Annotated in this window: 14 protein-coding genes; 2 read left to right on the top strand and 12 right to left on the bottom strand. The window is 38.0% G+C overall.

The genetic code is table 11. From position 1 onward, the window contains the following. Positions 1 to 45: 45 nt before the first annotated feature. From DUT70_RS08645 to DUT70_RS08635, 3 genes are read right to left on the bottom strand one after another with little or no spacing between them, the layout of a single operon-like run. Positions 46 to 1032: a LuxE/PaaK family acyltransferase gene (locus DUT70_RS08645; protein WP_113646928.1), complete on the bottom strand. Its 987-nt coding sequence runs from the start codon at positions 1030 to 1032 to the stop codon at positions 46 to 48. Positions 1033 to 1059: 27 nt separating this feature from the next. Continuing rightward, positions 1060 to 1410, bottom strand: a complete 351-nt coding sequence (locus DUT70_RS08640; protein ID WP_113646927.1) for a hypothetical protein — start codon at positions 1408 to 1410, stop codon at positions 1060 to 1062. Position 1411: 1 nt separating this feature from the next. Then, a complete protein-coding gene (locus tag DUT70_RS08635) occupies positions 1412 to 3844 on the bottom strand; it encodes a penicillin acylase family protein (protein ID WP_113646926.1) in 2433 nt (810 codons plus the stop codon). Positions 3845 to 4019: 175 nt separating this feature from the next. Between DUT70_RS08635 and DUT70_RS08630 the strand changes: the two genes are divergently transcribed. After that, positions 4020 to 6902: a TonB-dependent receptor gene (locus DUT70_RS08630; RefSeq protein WP_113646925.1), complete on the top strand. Its 2883-nt coding sequence runs from the start codon at positions 4020 to 4022 to the stop codon at positions 6900 to 6902. Positions 6903 to 6972: 70 nt separating this feature from the next. On the opposite strand, the gene DUT70_RS08625 is transcribed toward DUT70_RS08630, so the two are convergent. The 4 genes from DUT70_RS08625 to DUT70_RS08610 all read right to left on the bottom strand — a co-directional run bounded on the left by DUT70_RS08625 (position 6973) and on the right by DUT70_RS08610 (position 10710). Then, positions 6973 to 8598 (bottom strand): ABC-F family ATP-binding cassette domain-containing protein, encoded by a 1626-nt coding sequence (locus tag DUT70_RS08625; RefSeq protein ID WP_113646924.1) that lies wholly within the window; start codon positions 8596 to 8598, stop codon positions 6973 to 6975. Positions 8599 to 8738: 140 nt separating this feature from the next. Next, positions 8739 to 9473, bottom strand: coding sequence for an EcsC family protein (locus DUT70_RS08620; protein WP_113646923.1), 735 nt, complete (start codon positions 9471 to 9473; stop codon positions 8739 to 8741). A 92-nt stretch (positions 9474 to 9565) separates the two neighbouring features. Then, positions 9566 to 10018, bottom strand: coding sequence for a hypothetical protein (locus DUT70_RS08615; RefSeq protein ID WP_113646922.1), 453 nt, complete (start codon positions 10016 to 10018; stop codon positions 9566 to 9568). Between the two features lie 89 nt (positions 10019 to 10107). After that, the gene (locus DUT70_RS08610) at positions 10108 to 10710 is read right to left on the bottom strand and encodes an OmpH family outer membrane protein (RefSeq protein WP_113646921.1); all 603 of its coding nucleotides are present in this window, start codon (positions 10708 to 10710) and stop codon (positions 10108 to 10110) included. 235 nt (positions 10711 to 10945) lie between these two features. On the opposite strand from DUT70_RS08610, the gene gyrB reads away from it, so the two are divergent. Next, on the top strand, positions 10946 to 12904 hold the full coding sequence (gyrB, locus tag DUT70_RS08605; RefSeq protein ID WP_113646920.1) for a DNA topoisomerase (ATP-hydrolyzing) subunit B: 1959 nt from the start codon (positions 10946 to 10948) through the stop codon (positions 12902 to 12904). 203 nt (positions 12905 to 13107) lie between these two features. Here the strand turns inward: gyrB and DUT70_RS08600 are convergent, their stop codons facing one another. From DUT70_RS08600 to DUT70_RS08580, 5 genes are all read right to left on the bottom strand, one after another. Beyond that, positions 13108 to 14034: a bestrophin family protein gene (locus tag DUT70_RS08600; RefSeq protein WP_113646919.1), complete on the bottom strand. Its 927-nt coding sequence runs from the start codon at positions 14032 to 14034 to the stop codon at positions 13108 to 13110. A gap of 34 nt (positions 14035 to 14068) precedes the next feature. After that, on the bottom strand, positions 14069 to 14569 hold the full coding sequence (locus DUT70_RS08595; protein WP_113646918.1) for a universal stress protein: 501 nt from the start codon (positions 14567 to 14569) through the stop codon (positions 14069 to 14071). Between the two features lie 97 nt (positions 14570 to 14666). Continuing rightward, complete coding sequence (locus DUT70_RS08590) at positions 14667 to 16028, bottom strand: sensor histidine kinase (RefSeq protein WP_113646917.1); 1362 nt, start codon at positions 16026 to 16028, stop codon at positions 14667 to 14669. Continuing rightward, positions 16028 to 16705: a response regulator transcription factor gene (locus DUT70_RS08585; RefSeq protein ID WP_113646916.1), complete on the bottom strand. Its 678-nt coding sequence runs from the start codon at positions 16703 to 16705 to the stop codon at positions 16028 to 16030. Before DUT70_RS08585 ends, DUT70_RS08590 begins: the two co-directional genes overlap by 1 nt. Positions 16706 to 16870: 165 nt before the next feature. Continuing rightward, positions 16871 to 17407: an SRPBCC family protein gene (locus DUT70_RS08580; RefSeq protein ID WP_113646915.1), complete on the bottom strand. Its 537-nt coding sequence runs from the start codon at positions 17405 to 17407 to the stop codon at positions 16871 to 16873. Positions 17408 to 17460: the final 53 nt, after the last annotated feature.

The raw sequence follows: 17460 nt of genomic DNA, 5'->3' as shown, positions 1-17460 counted from the left end.
ACTTAATAAAAATGAAAGAGCCGTATTAATGAATATGGCTCTTTTTTATTGGACTAAAAGGTTGCAACCCCTAATGTCTGCATTATCAAACCTACCCATAATTTCAAAACTATTTTCTCCATGTATTTTGCCCAAATCTTGAGTGGCGATAAAGGAGCATGAGTTTACATTAGCCAAATCAATGACATTGATCCCTCCAGTGGTATTGGCCTGGGTAAGCATGCTCAATGGATCAGAAGTATCTCTCAAAAGTACTTTCATCCAAGGTGGACATTCGAAAATGCCGCTGCCTTTAGAATAGGCTTGAGATAACAATTCGGTCATTCCGTATTCGCTATGAATGTGCTTAACACCAAAGGCATCACAAAGCAAGTGATGAAGTTCGGCTCTTACCATTTCCTTTCTTTTCCCTTTCATACCACCTGTTTCCATTACAATCAGCTCGGAAAATTCCATTTGGTATAGTTCGGTAAAGTCTAAAAGGGCATAAGTAACACCAATCAAAAGTGTTTTTTGCCCATCAGCTTTAAGCTTGTTCAACGTTTCGAATAGCTCTTGGTGATTATGTAAAAAATAACCGCTTAACGGGTGGATACTTTGCTTAAGCAGGTCATCTACCATATAGATTAAGGAAGAGCCATCTCTTTCCAGATAAGAAGGTAGAAGGGCCAAAATGCAATATTCGCTAGGCTTGCCATAAAAAAGCTGGAAGGCTTTGTTGTAGCTTTCTTCGTAAATGGATACTTTTTGTACCAAATGCTTGCTGGTCATTTGGCCAGTAGTGCCCGAACTACTAAACGTAATTTCCGTTGGTGCCGAGGACGAAACTACCGCATGTGACTTGAAAAAACTAATAGGTAAGAAGGGAATGTTTTGGTAATGTTTAATTTCTTGTGGATTAACGCCAAGGTGTGAAATATACTGACGATAAACTTCGCAATTAACTGCTTGATGCCTAAATACAGCTAAAGCCGATTCATTAAAATCTTGCTCGTTGCTGATCGAAAAAAAATGCCCAGGACTTGAATTCACTGGGCAAAAATACAAAGTTTTAGCTGATTACGATTTGGCTTTTGACGTAATCGTTGATTTTCTGAAGTAATAACCACATAAACCACTAATGCCAGCTACTAAACCGCCGATAATGGCTGTAACCGCTAGTATTGCGGGCCATACTTTTAATCCAAACATTTCGGCTACTCTTGAAGCCAATAAGTGATGATTGGGCATGCTTTTGTAAAGTGCCATGCCTGTCCATAGTACAAGAATGGCTAAAAAAGGTTGCCAAAACGAAATTTTTCCAGTTTTGCCAATAATGCCACAAGTAGCAAATGATACTACGATCACTACCCACCAAGGGAAAAATGATTGTAAGGCAAATGATATGATGAGAATAACGATGAAGATCATTTTATTTTTTTGAAATTTTATAACGTGAGATAATTTTTCCTGTTTTGTCGTCTGGTGATTGCATAAAGAAGAGCTCGTACAGCTTACCCTCAGCCCAAGCATCAATCATGTTGTCGTAAAAAGGGCTGCCAGGATTTCCAGATTGTCCACCTGGGTAAACGCCATGTCCTTTAGGTGTTTTGCCCAATTCTATCACCATTCTCCATGAAGGTCCGTTGCTTTCGCTCAAAGCATTTACAGTGCTTTTTGAACCGCCAATAAGTAGTTTTTTAGAGCCAAATCCAGGTATTTTAGCCAAGTGAGGGACATTGGTGTTTTTTACATTTGCCCATTGCCAATGTTCGCCTATTGGGCCATATTTTCTTTCTAGGCTATCACAGGCATATTTGAATGAGCTATTTACCAAGTCAGATAAGGTTTCTTTTTTGGCAGTGTTTACATTGTCGAACCATTTAGCATTAGGGTCTTTTTGTATCAACTCAATGGTTCTGTCGCGAGAAGGATAACGCATTGGATTTTGCTTGTCATTAAACTCGTCATCCCAAATTTCAATAGACAGTCTTTTCGTCCATAAATCAAAAACGCTGGCCGCAACAGATTTGGCATCAAAATACTTATTCCATTTTGAAGTGAGATTGAACGCTTCTTTTTGAGTGGCATTTAAATTAGCCATATTCACTAACGGAAGTAAGTAAGGCACTAGGTTTTCGGCCATAATGCTATAAGAATCCATTTGTAGATTACGCATGCTATCAGCAGTAATTTTCTCCATTGCTTTTAGCCTGTCGTTGATTCGCTTCCCTCTTTCATAAGGAGAGAACTCCCAATTGATATAATATGGGTAGCTTGGATCGGTTGAGGATTGGTTGGCAGAGCTTACAAAATTTCGCGGTGGATTTTTAACCGTTGGGTTTTGAGAAGCAGGAATCCAGCCTTGCCAATCGTTGCTAGGGTCAGTGCCATCAAGAATAAATTTTCCTTGATTTTTCCATTTCAGCGGAAATTTACCATTCGGTGTAATGGCAATATCGTTATCTACGCTTGCAAAAATAAAGTTCTGCGCAGGAGCCGTGAAATAAGGTAAGGCTTTACGATAGTCGTTATAATTCTTTCCTCTATTCAATAGATAAAAGGCTTTTAACTCATTTGATTTGTCATGAGCAATCCAGCGTAAGGCGTGACCTGTAGGCACATTGGCTGCTCTACCGTAATTAGGTTTTTGGAAATAAACCACAGGGCCATGATGCGTATAGAGTACCGTATCAACAATATCAGCTGCACCTTTTATTTTAATCTTTTCGTAACGGGGCTTAATGTCTTGCCATTTGTTATTGTACCAATAGCTTTGATGTTTATCATCCTTAAATTTTATTTGATAAAAATCAAGTACATCGGCCGCCACGTTAGTTACACCCCAAGCAATGTTTTGGTTAAAGCCGATAATAATTCCTGGAGCACCAGGAAGAGAAACACCATAAGCATTCACTCCAGGAGCGTGTAATTGTATCTGATACCAGATGGATGGTAAAGTTAAATCTAAGTGAGGATCGTTAGCTAAAATAGGAAAGCCAGAAGCCGTTTTTACCCCAGATACTGCCCAGTTGTTACTTCCAATACCTTCCTCTTTCTGCTTGGTGGCAATATTGGTGCTCATCATGTCGGTAAAAGATTTAGGAGTAGCAGGGATAGGTAGGGGAGCAAAGTCCCATTTAGTGCCTACTGGAATAATCGGATCTTCTTTAAATGGATAATCTGGAAATAGGTCTTTAGTAATCGCTGGTCCGTATTTTTTAAGGATGTTGGTCATGTAAAACTCGTCAGATCCCATGGCTAACACGGCAGACATTTGTTTAAGTAGCAAAGCACATTTTATGGGTGTCCACTGCTCAGGTTTAAAATCTAACAATTTATATTCTACAGGTAGGTTGCGACGATTCAATGATTTGATGTAATCGTTTATCCCTTGGGTATAGGCTAAAAGCATTTCCTTTGCGTGTGGATCGGCCATCATGCCCTCTAAGGAGTTCTCTGCACCATAGACCATGCCCATTCGACGTTGATATTTATCTACTTCAATGGCTTTTTCGCCCACTACTTCTGATATCCTTCCAGCGGCAAAACGGGTTTGAAAATCCATTTGCCAAAGTCGGTGCATGGCTGTAACGTAACCTTGGGCATAATATAAGTCGTGGTCGTTTTGCGCAAACACATGCGGAATCATGCGGTCGTCAAAAGCAATTTCTATCTTGTCTTTAGCATTTTTAAGTACAATTTTTTTGTTTTTGGAAGGCGACATACCTTCCGCATTTTGCCAAAACCCAGTAAATGGATTTAAAAACTTTAAGATGGGGGGAAGGTCACCAAATTTTGTATTTAAGGAATATCCCAATAGAATAGGAATAAGAATGCATATCAGCGCTTTAACTCTGTTCATCGGTGTTGGATCTTGTTTTTGGTTTGCTTTTAGGCCGAAGCCAATTTAATTATAAAAATGAAATGAAGGACAATCTAATTTTAATTAATGCTTTAGTTATGGCAGAATAAAAATTTGTAAGTACCAAAAAATGTATTAAGTTTATGTTAAAATAAACAATATAAACTACAGACGTATGAACAAAACTATTACTAAAGTATTTCTTGTGCTTTGTGTTTTGCTGTGGACAGGGTTCGCAGCCATTGCGCAGAGTATTGTAGTTAGCGGTACTGTAACCGATAAACTAACTAAAGAGCCAATTCCAGGGGTAAGTGTAACAGTGAAGGGAAAAACGATAGGTTCTTCTACCGACCAAAATGGTAAATTTTCTTTCACGACTACAGAAAAACCTCCGTTTACACTTTCTGTAACGTTTGTAGGTTTCAATACAGTTGAGAGAGAGATTACGGGCTCTTCGACTAATTTGAGCTTTGAGTTAGAATCTGGCGCTATTTTAGGTCAAGAGGTGGTGGTTTCAGCATCAAGAACACCAGAGCGTATTTTAGAATCTCCAGTAACTATTGAACGCATGGGGGCTGCCCAAATCAGGGAAATTGCAGCACCATCTTTTTATGATGCCATCCAAAACATTAAAGGAGTGGAGATGAGTACTCAAAGTTTAACTTTTAGATCGTACAACACCCGTGGTTTCAACGCCAATGGTAATACTCGTTTCAATCAGTTAATTGATGGAATGGATAACCAAGCACCAGGTTTGAACTTTTCTGTAGGTAATATTGTTGGTATTACAGAGCTTGATGTAGATAATGTTGAATTATTGCCAGGCGCTTCATCTGCCTTATATGGCGCAGGCGGTATCAGCGGTACATTGTTAATGACTTCAAAAGATCCATTTAAATATCCAGGCGTTAGTTTTCAATTTAAAACTGGTGTTAACCACGTAAATGATAACAATTCTTCGGCTCAACCTTTTAATCAATTGGACGTAAGAATGGCGAAAAGCTGGAATAATAAATTCGGTGCTAAATTTGCTTTTTCGTTCTTGCAAGCTAAAGATTGGTTTGGTACTAATCAATCAAATTTCGATAGAGCAAGCAATATGCCCAAAGCTGGTAATCGTCAATCAGATCCTGCATATGACGGTGTTAACGTGTATGGAGATGAAACATCATACAACATGCGTGCTACCAACAATACAGTTGAATTAGGTGCTAGGCAAGCAATTCTTAATGCATCAGGAGGATTGTTTAATCCACAGACAGTACTTAATAATTTGCCAGCTGGTACCCCATATGCAAACTACATAGGTTTTATTAATGCTAACGTTCCTGCGCCACTTAGAGCTGCGGTAACTAATCAATATTTGCCTTTTTATTATGCTCAGCGTAATCCTGGTGTTTTGCCAAATCAGAATATTACCAGAACAGGTTACAACGAGATGGATTTAGTAGACTATGATACAAAATCCCTTAAAATGTCTGGCGGATTATATTACAACTTTACGCCTACTATTCAATTAACTGCGCAAGCAAATTGGGGTACGGGAACTTCTGTTTATACTGGTTCAGATCGTTATTCTTTAAGAAATTTTAACATTGGTTTGTATAAGTTAGAATTGAAAGGAGAAGATTTTTACATCCGAGGATATACCACTCAAGAGCGTTCAGGAGATTCTTACATTTCATCAATTCTAGGTGCATATATTAGCGAGAAAGATAAATCCTCTACTGCTTGGTTGCCACAGTACATTGGTACTTATGTAGGTGCTAGATTAAATCCTGCGGTAACTGAAGCACAAGCTCATGCTGCTGCTCGTTCTGCTGCTGATGCAGGTAGAGTGATGCCAGGTTCAACCCAGTACGAAAATTATGCACAACAAATTAAAAATACTTACATCAGTCAAACCAACTTGGCTACTGGAGTATATGGTGCCAAGTTTAATGATAAATCAAACCTTTATCATTACGAAGGGATGTACAACTTTTCTAAGTTGTTTAATAATGTGGTAGAATTTCAAGTGGGAGCTTCTGCTCGTCGATTTGATTTAAACTCAGGAGGTACTATTTTTGATGATTTGAATAGAGAGATTGATATTGATGAATATGCTGCTTTTGGTCAGTTAGGTAAGAAATTTGGAGAAGCGTTTAAATTGACGGTAGCAGGTCGTTTTGATAAGAGCCAAAACTTTGAAGGCCGTTTTACACCACGTGTTACTGGTGTATGGACGGTAGCTAAAAACTCTAATATTAGAGCGTCTTTCCAAACAGGTTTCCGTAATCCAACTACTCAAAATCAATATATTGATTTGGCCGTTGGTGGTGGTAGCCAACGTTTAATAGGAGGTATTCCTGAGTTCTTAAATAAATATAGTTTGCTTAGCAACAAACCTTATACCGAAGTAAGTTATAGACAAGCAGTAGCTGGTACTGGTCCTTTGGTACAATATAGCTTTGACCCTAGAGGTGTTCGCCCAGAAAGTGTAACGGCTTACGAATTAGGTTATAAAGGCTTGCTAGGATCAAACTTCTTATTGGATATCTATGGTTTCTATAATCAATATAAGGATTTCATCACTGCTGTAAACGTATATCAATTGAACGGAACAGCCTTTACTAAGTTTGGCGTGCCAGTAAATGCAACAGGTAAAGTTAAAACTTGGGGAGGTGCTTTTGGTTTAGACTACGTAACGGGTAAATATACTTTCTCTGGTAACGTTTCTTATAATAAAATTGGCGATTTGCCTGCGGAGTATAACAACGATTTCAACACCCCAGAAATTCGTTACAACCTTGGTTTAAGCAACCGTGAAGTATTTAAAAATGTAGGTTTCAATGTAAACTATCGTTGGCAAGACAAATTCATTTGGTTCTCATCATTTGCAGGCGGCGAAGTGCCAGCATTTGGCACTGTAGATGCCCAGGTGAATTTGAAAGTTCCTTCGGTAAATTCAGTAGTTAAAATTGGGGGTTCAAACATCTTGAACAAGTACTATATCACTTCTTATGGTAATCCGGAAGTTGGAGCAATGTACTATGTTTCATTAGCGTTTAATCCATAAAATATTTATAACCAAGCAAACGAAAAAAGCCCCGAATTTCGGGGCTTTTTTTATTAGTCTAAAATTTTGATTATTTATACATTTCTTCTCTCAACTTTGCCACATCCGCACTGTTAATGTAATCATCATAAGTCATCAGTTTATCAATCATTCCTTTTGGAGTAATTTCAATAATGCGATTGGCAACCGACTCAGTTAAGGCGTGATCTCGCGAAGTAAGCAACATCGTGCCTTTAAAATCTTTCATCCCGTTGTTTAATGCCGTGATCGATTCCAAATCCAAGTGGTTGGTTGGTTCGTCGAACAATAAGAAATTTGCTTGTTGCAACATCATTCTGGAGAACATGCAGCGCATTTTCTCGCCTCCCGAAAGTACTTTTACGTTTTTCATCACTTCTTCACCAGAGAATAGCATACGGCCTAAGAAACTGCGCACAAATTGCTCGTCAGCATCAGTTCCAGAATACTCACGTAGCCAGTCTACCAAATTTTCATCTTTGTTAGCAAAAAACTCGGTATTGTCATTAGGAATATCGGCAATGCTAATGGTTACCCCAAACTTAAATTCGCCAGTGTAGTCTTTATCAGTACCGTTTAATACATTGTAAAAAGCTGTGGTAGCTAGGCTGTTCTGAGAGAGAATCGCAATTTTATCACCTTTGTTTACCATGAAGTTGATGTCTTTGAACATTACTTCGCCGTTAACAGTTTTACTTAATTTCTCTACCTGTAAAATTTGATCTCCAGCTTCACGAGCACCATTGTTGTTGAACATAATGGCAGGATACTTACGGCTAGAGGCTTTGATTTCAGAAATATCAATTTTATCCAAAGCTTTTTTACGTGACGTTGCTTGCTTAGATTTAGAAGCGTTTGCACTAAACCTGCGGATAAATTCCTGTAATTCTTTTACCTTATCTTCTAACTTCTTGTTTTGGTCTGAACGTTGTTTCAACGCTAATTGGCTACTTTCGTACCAGAAGCTGTAGTTACCAGTGTAGATGCTCATTTTACTAAAATCAATATCTACAATGTGCGTACAAACCGCATCTAAAAAGTGCCTATCGTGACTTACTACTAATACGATGTTCTGATAATCGGCTAGGAAATTTTCCAACCAAGCAATGGTGTCAATGTCCAAGTCGTTGGTAGGCTCATCCAGTAATAAAATATCAGGGTTGCCAAATAAAGCTTGTGCCAATAACACGCGTACTTTTTGGTTACCATCTAATTCTTTCAATAGCTTATGGTGAAATTCTTCTTTGATGCCCAAGTTGCTCAACATGGTTGCGGCATTGCTTTCCATGTTCCAGCCGTCCATCTCAGCGAATAGATTTTCCAATTCTCCAGCACGCTCGCCATCTTTTTCGGTAAAATCTTCCTTCATGTAGATGGCGTCTTTTTCCTTCATGATATCGTACAATTGCTTGTGGCCCATCATTACGGTTTCAATTACTGGAAATTCATCAAATTCGTAGTGGTTTTGCTTAAGTACTGCCATACGTTCGCCTGGAGTAAAAGCCACCGAACCGCTAGTTTGCTGTACGTCACCAGATAAAATCTTCATAAAGGTAGATTTACCTGCGCCATTTGCGCCAATTACGCCATAGCAATTGCCGTGGGTGAATTTTAGGTTAACGTCCTCAAATAGTGTACGTTTTCCGTAACGTAACGATAGGTTTGAAACTGAAATCATGTTGCTGAAAAATAAGCCGCAAAGGTACGTTTTTAAGTTAAGAGTTGAAAGTTAAAGGCTTTAATGTTGTAGCCCGACTAAAACTTTACGTTTGGTAGGTATTAATTAAGGAAGCCTATACAGTTTGTCCCGTCATCACATTATCTAATCATCTCATTATTGAATTTCCGCATCCTATAACTCATCATCGCTGTTTTGCCTAGCTTTTTAATGAGCTGGTAATTGGCTACAGCACCTACAGCTGCGCCCACTACGGGAAGCAGTTGGGCCAATTTCGCTAAATCAATATAATCACGGTATTCCTGTTGAAAAGTCTGCCAATCAAACTGATCACCATTTTCGGGTAGTAAGAAAAGTTTCTTATCCCAATTTTCCATTTGTTCCAACACTTTTTGTGAACCTTTTTTACTCGAAAAAGCTAACTGAAAGATGTGCAGGATGTATAACCGTTCTCTAAAATCACTGGCATCGTACCCATAAAGTGCCGCTATTTCATATAACAATTTAATTTTAATGGCTATCAATATCGGGAAATCAGCCATGCTCATTAAAAAGCCACCAGCACCAGTAATACCGCCCTCAGCAGCTCCTGTTTTACAATAGCTGTCTATTTTTGATTTTACCAAAGCCTCTTTATGGAGCAAGCTCATTTCTTTTGGCGATAAATTGGAGCTTGTAATTTCAGAACCAAACAATACCGCTTTTACCATTTGCTTAATGGTTTCTGTAATGACATGATGTACTTTCTGGGGAATATAGCTATTGATTTTACCTTGTACCTTAGTCGCAATATTTCCTACTAGCGACGGTTTTTTCATCACTTCCAGCTTCCAAAACTGGAGTTCTAATGCTACTTGTTGTTGATATTTGTCCATGTCGTAGGATTTACAACAAGTTAGAGGTGCAAAAGTTAAAAGATGTTACAGAAAGTTAATGCTTATAGCTAAGCTGTTGAATAAAATGAAAACTAGGTATGTCTATCTTTATAATCCTGCAGGGTAGCTTTTTCGATTATTTTTGGTATAAATTCTATTTCTTTTCTAGTTTTTTTCCAATACTGACGAAGTAGAGCTCGTACATTGAACAGTTCCTCAAAATTATGATCATCAATTTCAATTTCAGAGATTATTTTAAACATTTGATTTCCTTTAAAATACCTGGTTATCCTTATCCTATTGGTTAATAGTTTAAAAAATAACTCATAGACTTGGTTTGGATCTTTTTCAATATCGCTGTTGCTGTAATTTACATGGTAATGATCAAAACCAACCAATAAGCTGTCGGGATTGCTAGCCATCCAAAAAAAAGTATCTTTTATGCCAATGAATGACCCATTGCTGTCGTTGGTTTCTATGCGGTTAGCAAATGCATCTAACAGGAGAGACTTGATCTCCCAAAATAATTTTTGACGTGGTTCCATAGGTAGAACCTAATTTATAATTTTTTAAAATATTTTGCAAAAAAAAAGTCCCGCAATTGCGAGACTTTTAAATATTTTATCATCAAAGATTATTTTTTCTCTTTGTTGTAAGCTTCGTTTAAGCCTTTAATTACTTCGCTAGTTACATCTAAGCTTTCATCCGCAAAAAGGATATCGCCCATGCCTTTTTGGTATTTCAATACCATTTTATAGCCTTTTTCTTTAGCATAAGTTTTAAGGAAATCAGCTACTTTGTTGTAAAGCGCTTCTTGCTCTTTTGCTTGTTCGTTTTGGAAAGCCGCACCGGCGTTTTGTTGGTAAGCTTGTAATTCTTGTTGTTTACGACCCAATCTTTCTTCCGTTGCAGCTCTTTGTTCAGCAGTCATGCTGTTCGCTTGCGATTGGTATTGTTGCATGTCGCGTTGGAAAGCTTGTCCTTTTGCTTTAAGGTCTGCATCGGCAGCTTTTCCTTTTGCTTCCATTTTGGTTTTCAATACTTTAAAGTACTCGTATTGGTTCAATAATGAATCCGAGTCTACAAATACAATTTTATCCTTGTTGGCATCTACGCTTACGGTTGTTTTAGCCGCAGTGCTTTCAGTTTTGGTTTCTTTGTTTCCACAAGCGCTCATCACAGAAACGATGGCAATTGCAGTAGCTAATCCGCTAAATTTTACTGTGTTTAGTTTCATTCTGTCCTTCTAAATTTTAGCAAATATAAAAATCAAATCCGAACATCCTAAAACTAGGCACTTATTAAACCATTTAGTTCATTAAAATGTGCTTTTTTAAAACTGAGAAAATGCTTTCTTAAGTCGATGAAATTGTGACACTTTCTAGATGATTTTAACACTGGAATAGTTATCCACAATGCCCAAAAATCCATAAAAATTGCGTATTTTTGAATCTTTAATTTTTACATAAATTATGAGCGAAGAAAAAGATCCAAAGTCAAATTATTCCGCCGATAATATACAGGTTTTAGAAGGTTTAGAAGCCGTTCGTAAGCGTCCTTCGATGTATATTGGTGATACAGGGGTTAAAGGTTTGCACCATTTGGTTTATGAAGTCGTAGATAACTCTATTGATGAGGCTTTAGCCGGTCATGCTGATACCATCTACGTGAATATTTTAGAAGGTAACTCTATTAGGGTTGAAGATAACGGTCGTGGTATCCCAACTGGTATCAATACCAAAGAAAATAAATCGGCATTAGAAATTGTAATGACCGTTTTGCACGCTGGTGGTAAATTCGATAAAGACACTTACAAAGTTTCTGGTGGTTTACACGGTGTAGGGGTAAGTTGCGTTAACGCATTATCTACACACCTGAAAGCAGAAGTACACCGTGAAGGCAAAATTTGGATGCAGGAATACGAAATAGGTGTTCCGCAGTACGATGTAAAAGAAGTGGGTACTACTGATAAAAGAGGAACCATTGTAACTTTTAGTCCAGATCCAACCATTTTTACGCAAACTACAGAGTATAAATATGATACTTTAGCTAGTCGTTTACGTGAGCTTGCTTTCTTGAATAAGGGGATTACTTTGACCTTGACGGACGAGCGTGAAAAATTGGACGACGGAAGCTTTTTTCAAGAAGTTTTCCATTCTGATGGTGGTTTGAAAGAATTTGTTGCCTTTTTGGACGGTACAAGGGCTTCGTTTTTGCCAGAACCTATTTACATTGAGGGGATTAAAAATGGAATCCCAGTAGAATTGGCTTTTCAATATAACGATAGCTATTCTGAAAATGTACATTCGTATGTGAACAACATTAATACTCACGAAGGAGGTACGCACATTGCTGGTTTCCGTCGTGGTTTGACACGTACTTTAAAAGCATATGCCGATAAATCAGGTTTGTTAAAGAACCTTAAGATGGAAATTACTGGTGATGACTTTAGAGAAGGTTTAACGGCGGTAGTTTCTGTTAAAGTTCAGGAACCACAATTTGAAGGGCAAACCAAAACCAAGTTGGGTAACTCTGAGGTAATGGGAGCGGTTGATGTGGCGGTAGGTGAAGCTTTAGGGAACTACCTAGAGGAAAACCCGAAAGAAGCTAAAATGATCATCAATAAGGTGATTTTAGCTGCTACAGCTAGAGCAGCTGCTCGTAAAGCTCGTGAAATGGTTCAACGTAAGAGCGTAATGGGTGGTTCTGGCTTGCCAGGTAAACTAGCCGATTGTTCTGATAGCGATCCAGAAAAATGCGAAATCTTTCTTGTTGAGGGTGACTCGGCGGGTGGTACCGCTAAACAAGGTCGTGATCGTAACTACCAAGCTATTCTTCCATTAAAAGGTAAAATCCTAAACGTGGAGAAAGCGATGGAGCATAAGATTTACGAGAACGACGAGATCAAGAATATGTTTACTGCCCTGGGCGTAAGCATTGGTACAGAAGATGACGATAAAGCTTTAAATCTTGCCAAATTACGTTATCACAAAATCGTAATCATGACGGATGCTGATATCGACGGATCGCACATTACCACGTTGATTCTAACATTCTTCTTCCGTTATATGAAGCCGTTAATTGAAGCCGGTTATGTTTATATTGCTGCGCCACCACTTTATCAAGTGAAAAAAGGTAAAGATTTTGAATACGCTTGGAATGATGCTCAGCGTGATGCTGCGGTACAGCGTTTAAAAGGTGCTGGTAAAGAAGACAGTGTACACGTACAACGTTATAAAGGTTTGGGTGAGATGAACGCAGAGCAATTGTGGGAAACTACTTTAGATCCTGCTCGCCGTATCCTATTACAAGCAACCATTGAAAATGCTGCGGAATGTGACCATACTTTCTCTATGTTAATGGGGGATGAGGTTGCACCACGTAGAGAGTTCATTGAGCGTAATGCGAAATACGCGAAAATTGACGCTTAGTCTCTCTTTAAAACCAAATATAAAATTAAGCCCTTCTCTGCACGACGTAGAGGAGGGTTTTTTATTTGAAAATAGGTTGGACATTTTATTTACTGAATAAAAAAATCTCCCCATCAAAAAATGATACAAAAAAATAAGCCCTCCAGCATTACGCTTCGGAGGGCTACCTGATTTGATAAAAAACAAACACTAAGAAAGTTTTTCTATAGGATATAATAAGAGCCTACTGGAGCCATATCTACATGGGCCTTGTCTTCGAAGAGCTTATGGTCGTCAAGCATTTGGCATAGGTCTTTTTCTATGGTTCTGCAAATAGTAGTGGTGGGTGTATCGGTAGGTTTATTCTCAAATGGATCTTGCAAATGAACCGCCATTTTCTCTACCAATAAAAAGAATACCGAGATAGAAATAACCACAGGGATTTCCATAAATCCGAAGTACTCGATCAAACCAAAAGGCAACATCATGATGAATAGGAAGATCGACATGTGGATGTACTTGCTATAAGTGACAGGGAAAATGGTTTTCTTAATTCGCTCACATCCACCCATGTGGTTACATAGTGCATTAAGGGTCTTATCTAATTCAATTTGCTGATATTTGTTGATCCAACCTTCCTGTAAGGCCTTTTTTAAGTCCATGGCATGTAATTCCAACAAAGCCATAGTAACGTTGTTCTGTCTCTTAATATAAGCGAATTCCTCAGCCGTCAAATAGCGCTCTAAACCTTTAGAAGAACTGTAGCCTCTTAGGGATTGGCTTAAAGCGTAGCACCAGGCAATTTGTCGTTTGATAAACCTATTTTTAAATGCATCTACTTCTTCTGAAGCATAAGGACTATCTACAAAAGACATGATTTGTCTGGCCAAAGACCTCGAATCGTTTACAATGGCACCCCATAAAATTCTGGCTTCCCACCACCTGTCGTAAGCTTGGTTAGACCTAAAGGCTAATAGCAACGAGATAATGGTACCTAATAATGCAGGCACTGCAATGGGAATAGATATACGTGTAAAGTGGAAGTTGTGATAAAGTACCACCACTGCTACCGAATATATTACAACGAAAATTAGTTCTTGTTTAATTTTCCCAAATATGTAGGTAATAGGTATGTTTTTTCGTAACAGCATGATATTGGGTTTTTAAAATGTTAATGATATGAGTCTAAGCACTAATCGTTCTAGCAACTTTTTCTGGTTGCATTTTGGTTTCGAAAAGCTCTTGCTCTTTGGCTATTACATCGGTATCAAGTTCAAGTACTTGGCAACCGCAACGGGTGGTTAAATACTTAGGGTCGATACTATATTTGTTAATTGGAGCGAAATTGTAGCGTTGTGGATATACCACCAAGTCAATTTGTAAACCCTCTATTAAGTTTCTAAAAGCTGCTGCGGTACTTCCGTAAAAGAATTCAATACCAATACCTTTAATCTTATTGTGATATTTGGCAGTGTACGAATCTATTTTCTGATTGAATTCATCACTGATATATTCATAATCGCGGCTCCTTCTGCTTAACATTAACATATCTGTAATAGAGTCTGATAATTTGAAAGCGTGTAAAAAGATAACGGTTACTTCTTCTAACCCTTGGTGTAAAGCAATGGCGTCAATTATTTTGGTACTTTCTACATTGAAATCTGTTGGAACTAATACTCTTTTCATAACCCTTATTGTTAAATGAATAAATAAATATTTAATACAATATTAGGGCAGAGAAATTATAGCCGTTTAAGAACGAGATTAGAATGAGATTAGAATTTTAATTTATGGGCAGCATCACCTTAATTTCGGTTCCCAGGCCTTCCTGTGTTTTAATGCCGATACTACCGCGGTGTAATCTGATGATATTTAACGATAGAGGCAAGCCAATGCCATAACCTTTAAAGTTATTGGTATTAGAAGCCCTAAAAAAGGGTTCAAAGATGTGCTGGATGTCGTCCTGAGGAATACCAATTCCTTGATCAACTACGGCGATGGACAGTAAATTGTTGTTGCTTTCGAGCTTGACACTAACGGGTTTAAAATCCGAATATTTACAGGCATTGCTTACAATATTAGTGATGGCCAGCTTTAGTAAGTTTTTATTAGCTTTTAAGGTCACTGCGGCTTCATCTTCTGGAAGCTTATTCAAATCCAGTTCTATTTTGCTTTCGGGATGTACTTGAGAAACGGCATCCTTAATTTCCCAAAGCAGTTCGTCCATTCTTACTTCTTCACGAGGCTGTACTTTTCCATTAAAGCCAGATTGTGCCAATCCTAATAAGCTCGTTAAAATATGCTCCAATCGATCTGCTTCACTTTTGATTTTGCCTAAAGCCTGTATATGTTCTTTGGAACCCATTTCTGCAGCCATGGCCAATTCCACCTCACCGCTGATGATGGTAAGAGGGGTTCTTAACTCGTGTGAAGCATTACTGATGAAATTGTTTTGTGTTTCAAAAGCCGTTTCGAGCCTGTTGAGCATATTGTTGAAGGTTTGTGCCAATTCAGACATTTCATCCCCACCATAACTTTTTACATCCAAGCGTAGATGTAGGTTTTCGGCTTTGATCTTCTTCATACTCTTAATGATGTTCCTAAGAGGTTCAAGCGTGTAGTGAGAAAATTTCCAACCTACAATAAAGGAAAGAATGATGGAAAGGAAAAAGCCAGCGATTAGGATTTTTTGAAGGTCTTTGAGCTCACGGAAACCAAAGGGGTCATTGGCTGCAATAATTACAATGTAGCCCTGCTTGTTGATTTCAAAATATTTGCCTGCGTAAAAGTGGTTTTCTTTACGATAACGAGCCATTTTACCATCCTTAATGCGGTCGTAAAAGATTTTAGGCAGTACATCATCCGTGTCAACAGTAGGATGTGTGTTGGTGTCTGCTTTAAGTACATATTCCTTTTCCGAGGGTAAGTGTTCCAAATACTGCCTGCGCATTTTAGAATATGCTTCGTTGTTCTCATCTTCTACCAATTTAATTTGGGCGGCAATATTTACCCTTGCTTCTAAACGTTTGTAAAAATCTTCAAAAGCAAATTCATTGGAGAAATACCAAACAAAGCCACTTAACAAGGAAATGATAACGGCGGATAAAATGGCAAATAGTAAAGTGATTTTCTTGGCTATGTGCATTAGGCTTCTTTCATTACATAACCCAACCCCACGGCGGTATGTATCAGTTTTTGATCGCTATTTTTGTCTATTTTTTTACGTAGATAATTCACATAGACATCCACTACATTGGTGCCTAAGTTAAAATCTATATCCCAAACATTTTCTAAAATATCAATTCTGGAAAGAATCTTTGATTTATTTTTTGCCAAAAATTCGAGAAGCCTGTACTCTGTTGCCGTCAACGTAATTTCTTGGTCACCACGTTTTACGTTTTTTGCCGTAAGGTTAATTTGTAGATCGCTAATGTTGATCACCTGATCTGGATTTACCGAACCGTTATATCTGCGGAGTAGCATTCTGATGCGAGCAAAAAGCTCAGCAAACTTAAAAGGTTTAATCAAATAATCGTCGGCACCATTATCAAGACCAGCTACAACATTTTCTGTGCTGCCTAATGCCGTAAGCATAATAATAGGCACATTAGGTTTTTCTTTTTTGATGATTTTACAAAGTTCTAGTCCATTAATACCTGGTAGCATAATGTCTAAAATGATGAGGTCGAAATGATTGGTTAGGGCCATTTTTTCTCCCGTATTTCCGTCAGGAGCCACACTCACGTTAAATCCTTCGGCAGCCAAACCACGTACCACCACGGATACCACATTAGGTTCATCTTCAACTAGTAATAAATTCATCAAGGGCAAATAGTTTAAAAAAAAGCAGATAAAAAAATATTATTTGAAAATCGGCAGAAATTTTACCGTTCGTTAACTAACAGCATAAATCGTAAAAGGTTTTAAATTGGATAAATAAAAAAGCCCCGCTTTGTTAGAGCAGGGCTTAATGTTTTAAAGATCAATTTATTTCTTTTCTGATTTTTCTTTCAGAGATTTTAGGCCGTCTTCAAAATCTTTACCAATCATCGAATCCATACTCATAAAAACGCACATCCATTTGCTGATCATGTTGTTTTCTCCGCTCATGGTCCAAGTTACTTTGGTGGTTGAGTCGGTATTCTTGTTTAGATTAAATTGTGTATTGGCCAAGCTCTCAAAAGGCTTGATGAATTTCAATTCTATTTTAACCTCTTCTACAGGTTTCACTGAAGTAATTTTCATTTGACCTTCACCAGTTTCTTTACCTACCCATTGATACAAGTGGTCTGGTTGCTCTGGTGTGCCACTAATGGTAGTTTTTGCCGTTGGCTCCATTTTATACCAAGGGTTCCATTGTAGGAAATTGTTAAAGTCAGCAATGTTTTTGTACACCACGGTGTCTTTTGCTGCAATGTCAATAGACCTGCTTACCGAGTAGGTTTTGGGAAGGAATAAGCCTCCAATGAAAAAAATGGCAATGAGTACAACGACTACCACCAAGAAGATTTTTAAAAATTTCATGCTTTTATTTGTTTGATTTAGTTTAAAGTTAATGAAATTTACAATGAATTACC

It is taken from the genome of Pedobacter chitinilyticus, from assembly GCF_003313385.1.
GTDB lineage: Bacteria > Bacteroidota > Bacteroidia > Sphingobacteriales > Sphingobacteriaceae > Pedobacter > Pedobacter chitinilyticus.
Note: the sequence above shows the minus strand (reverse complement) of the source record. Positions and strands in the feature narration are given on the sequence as shown.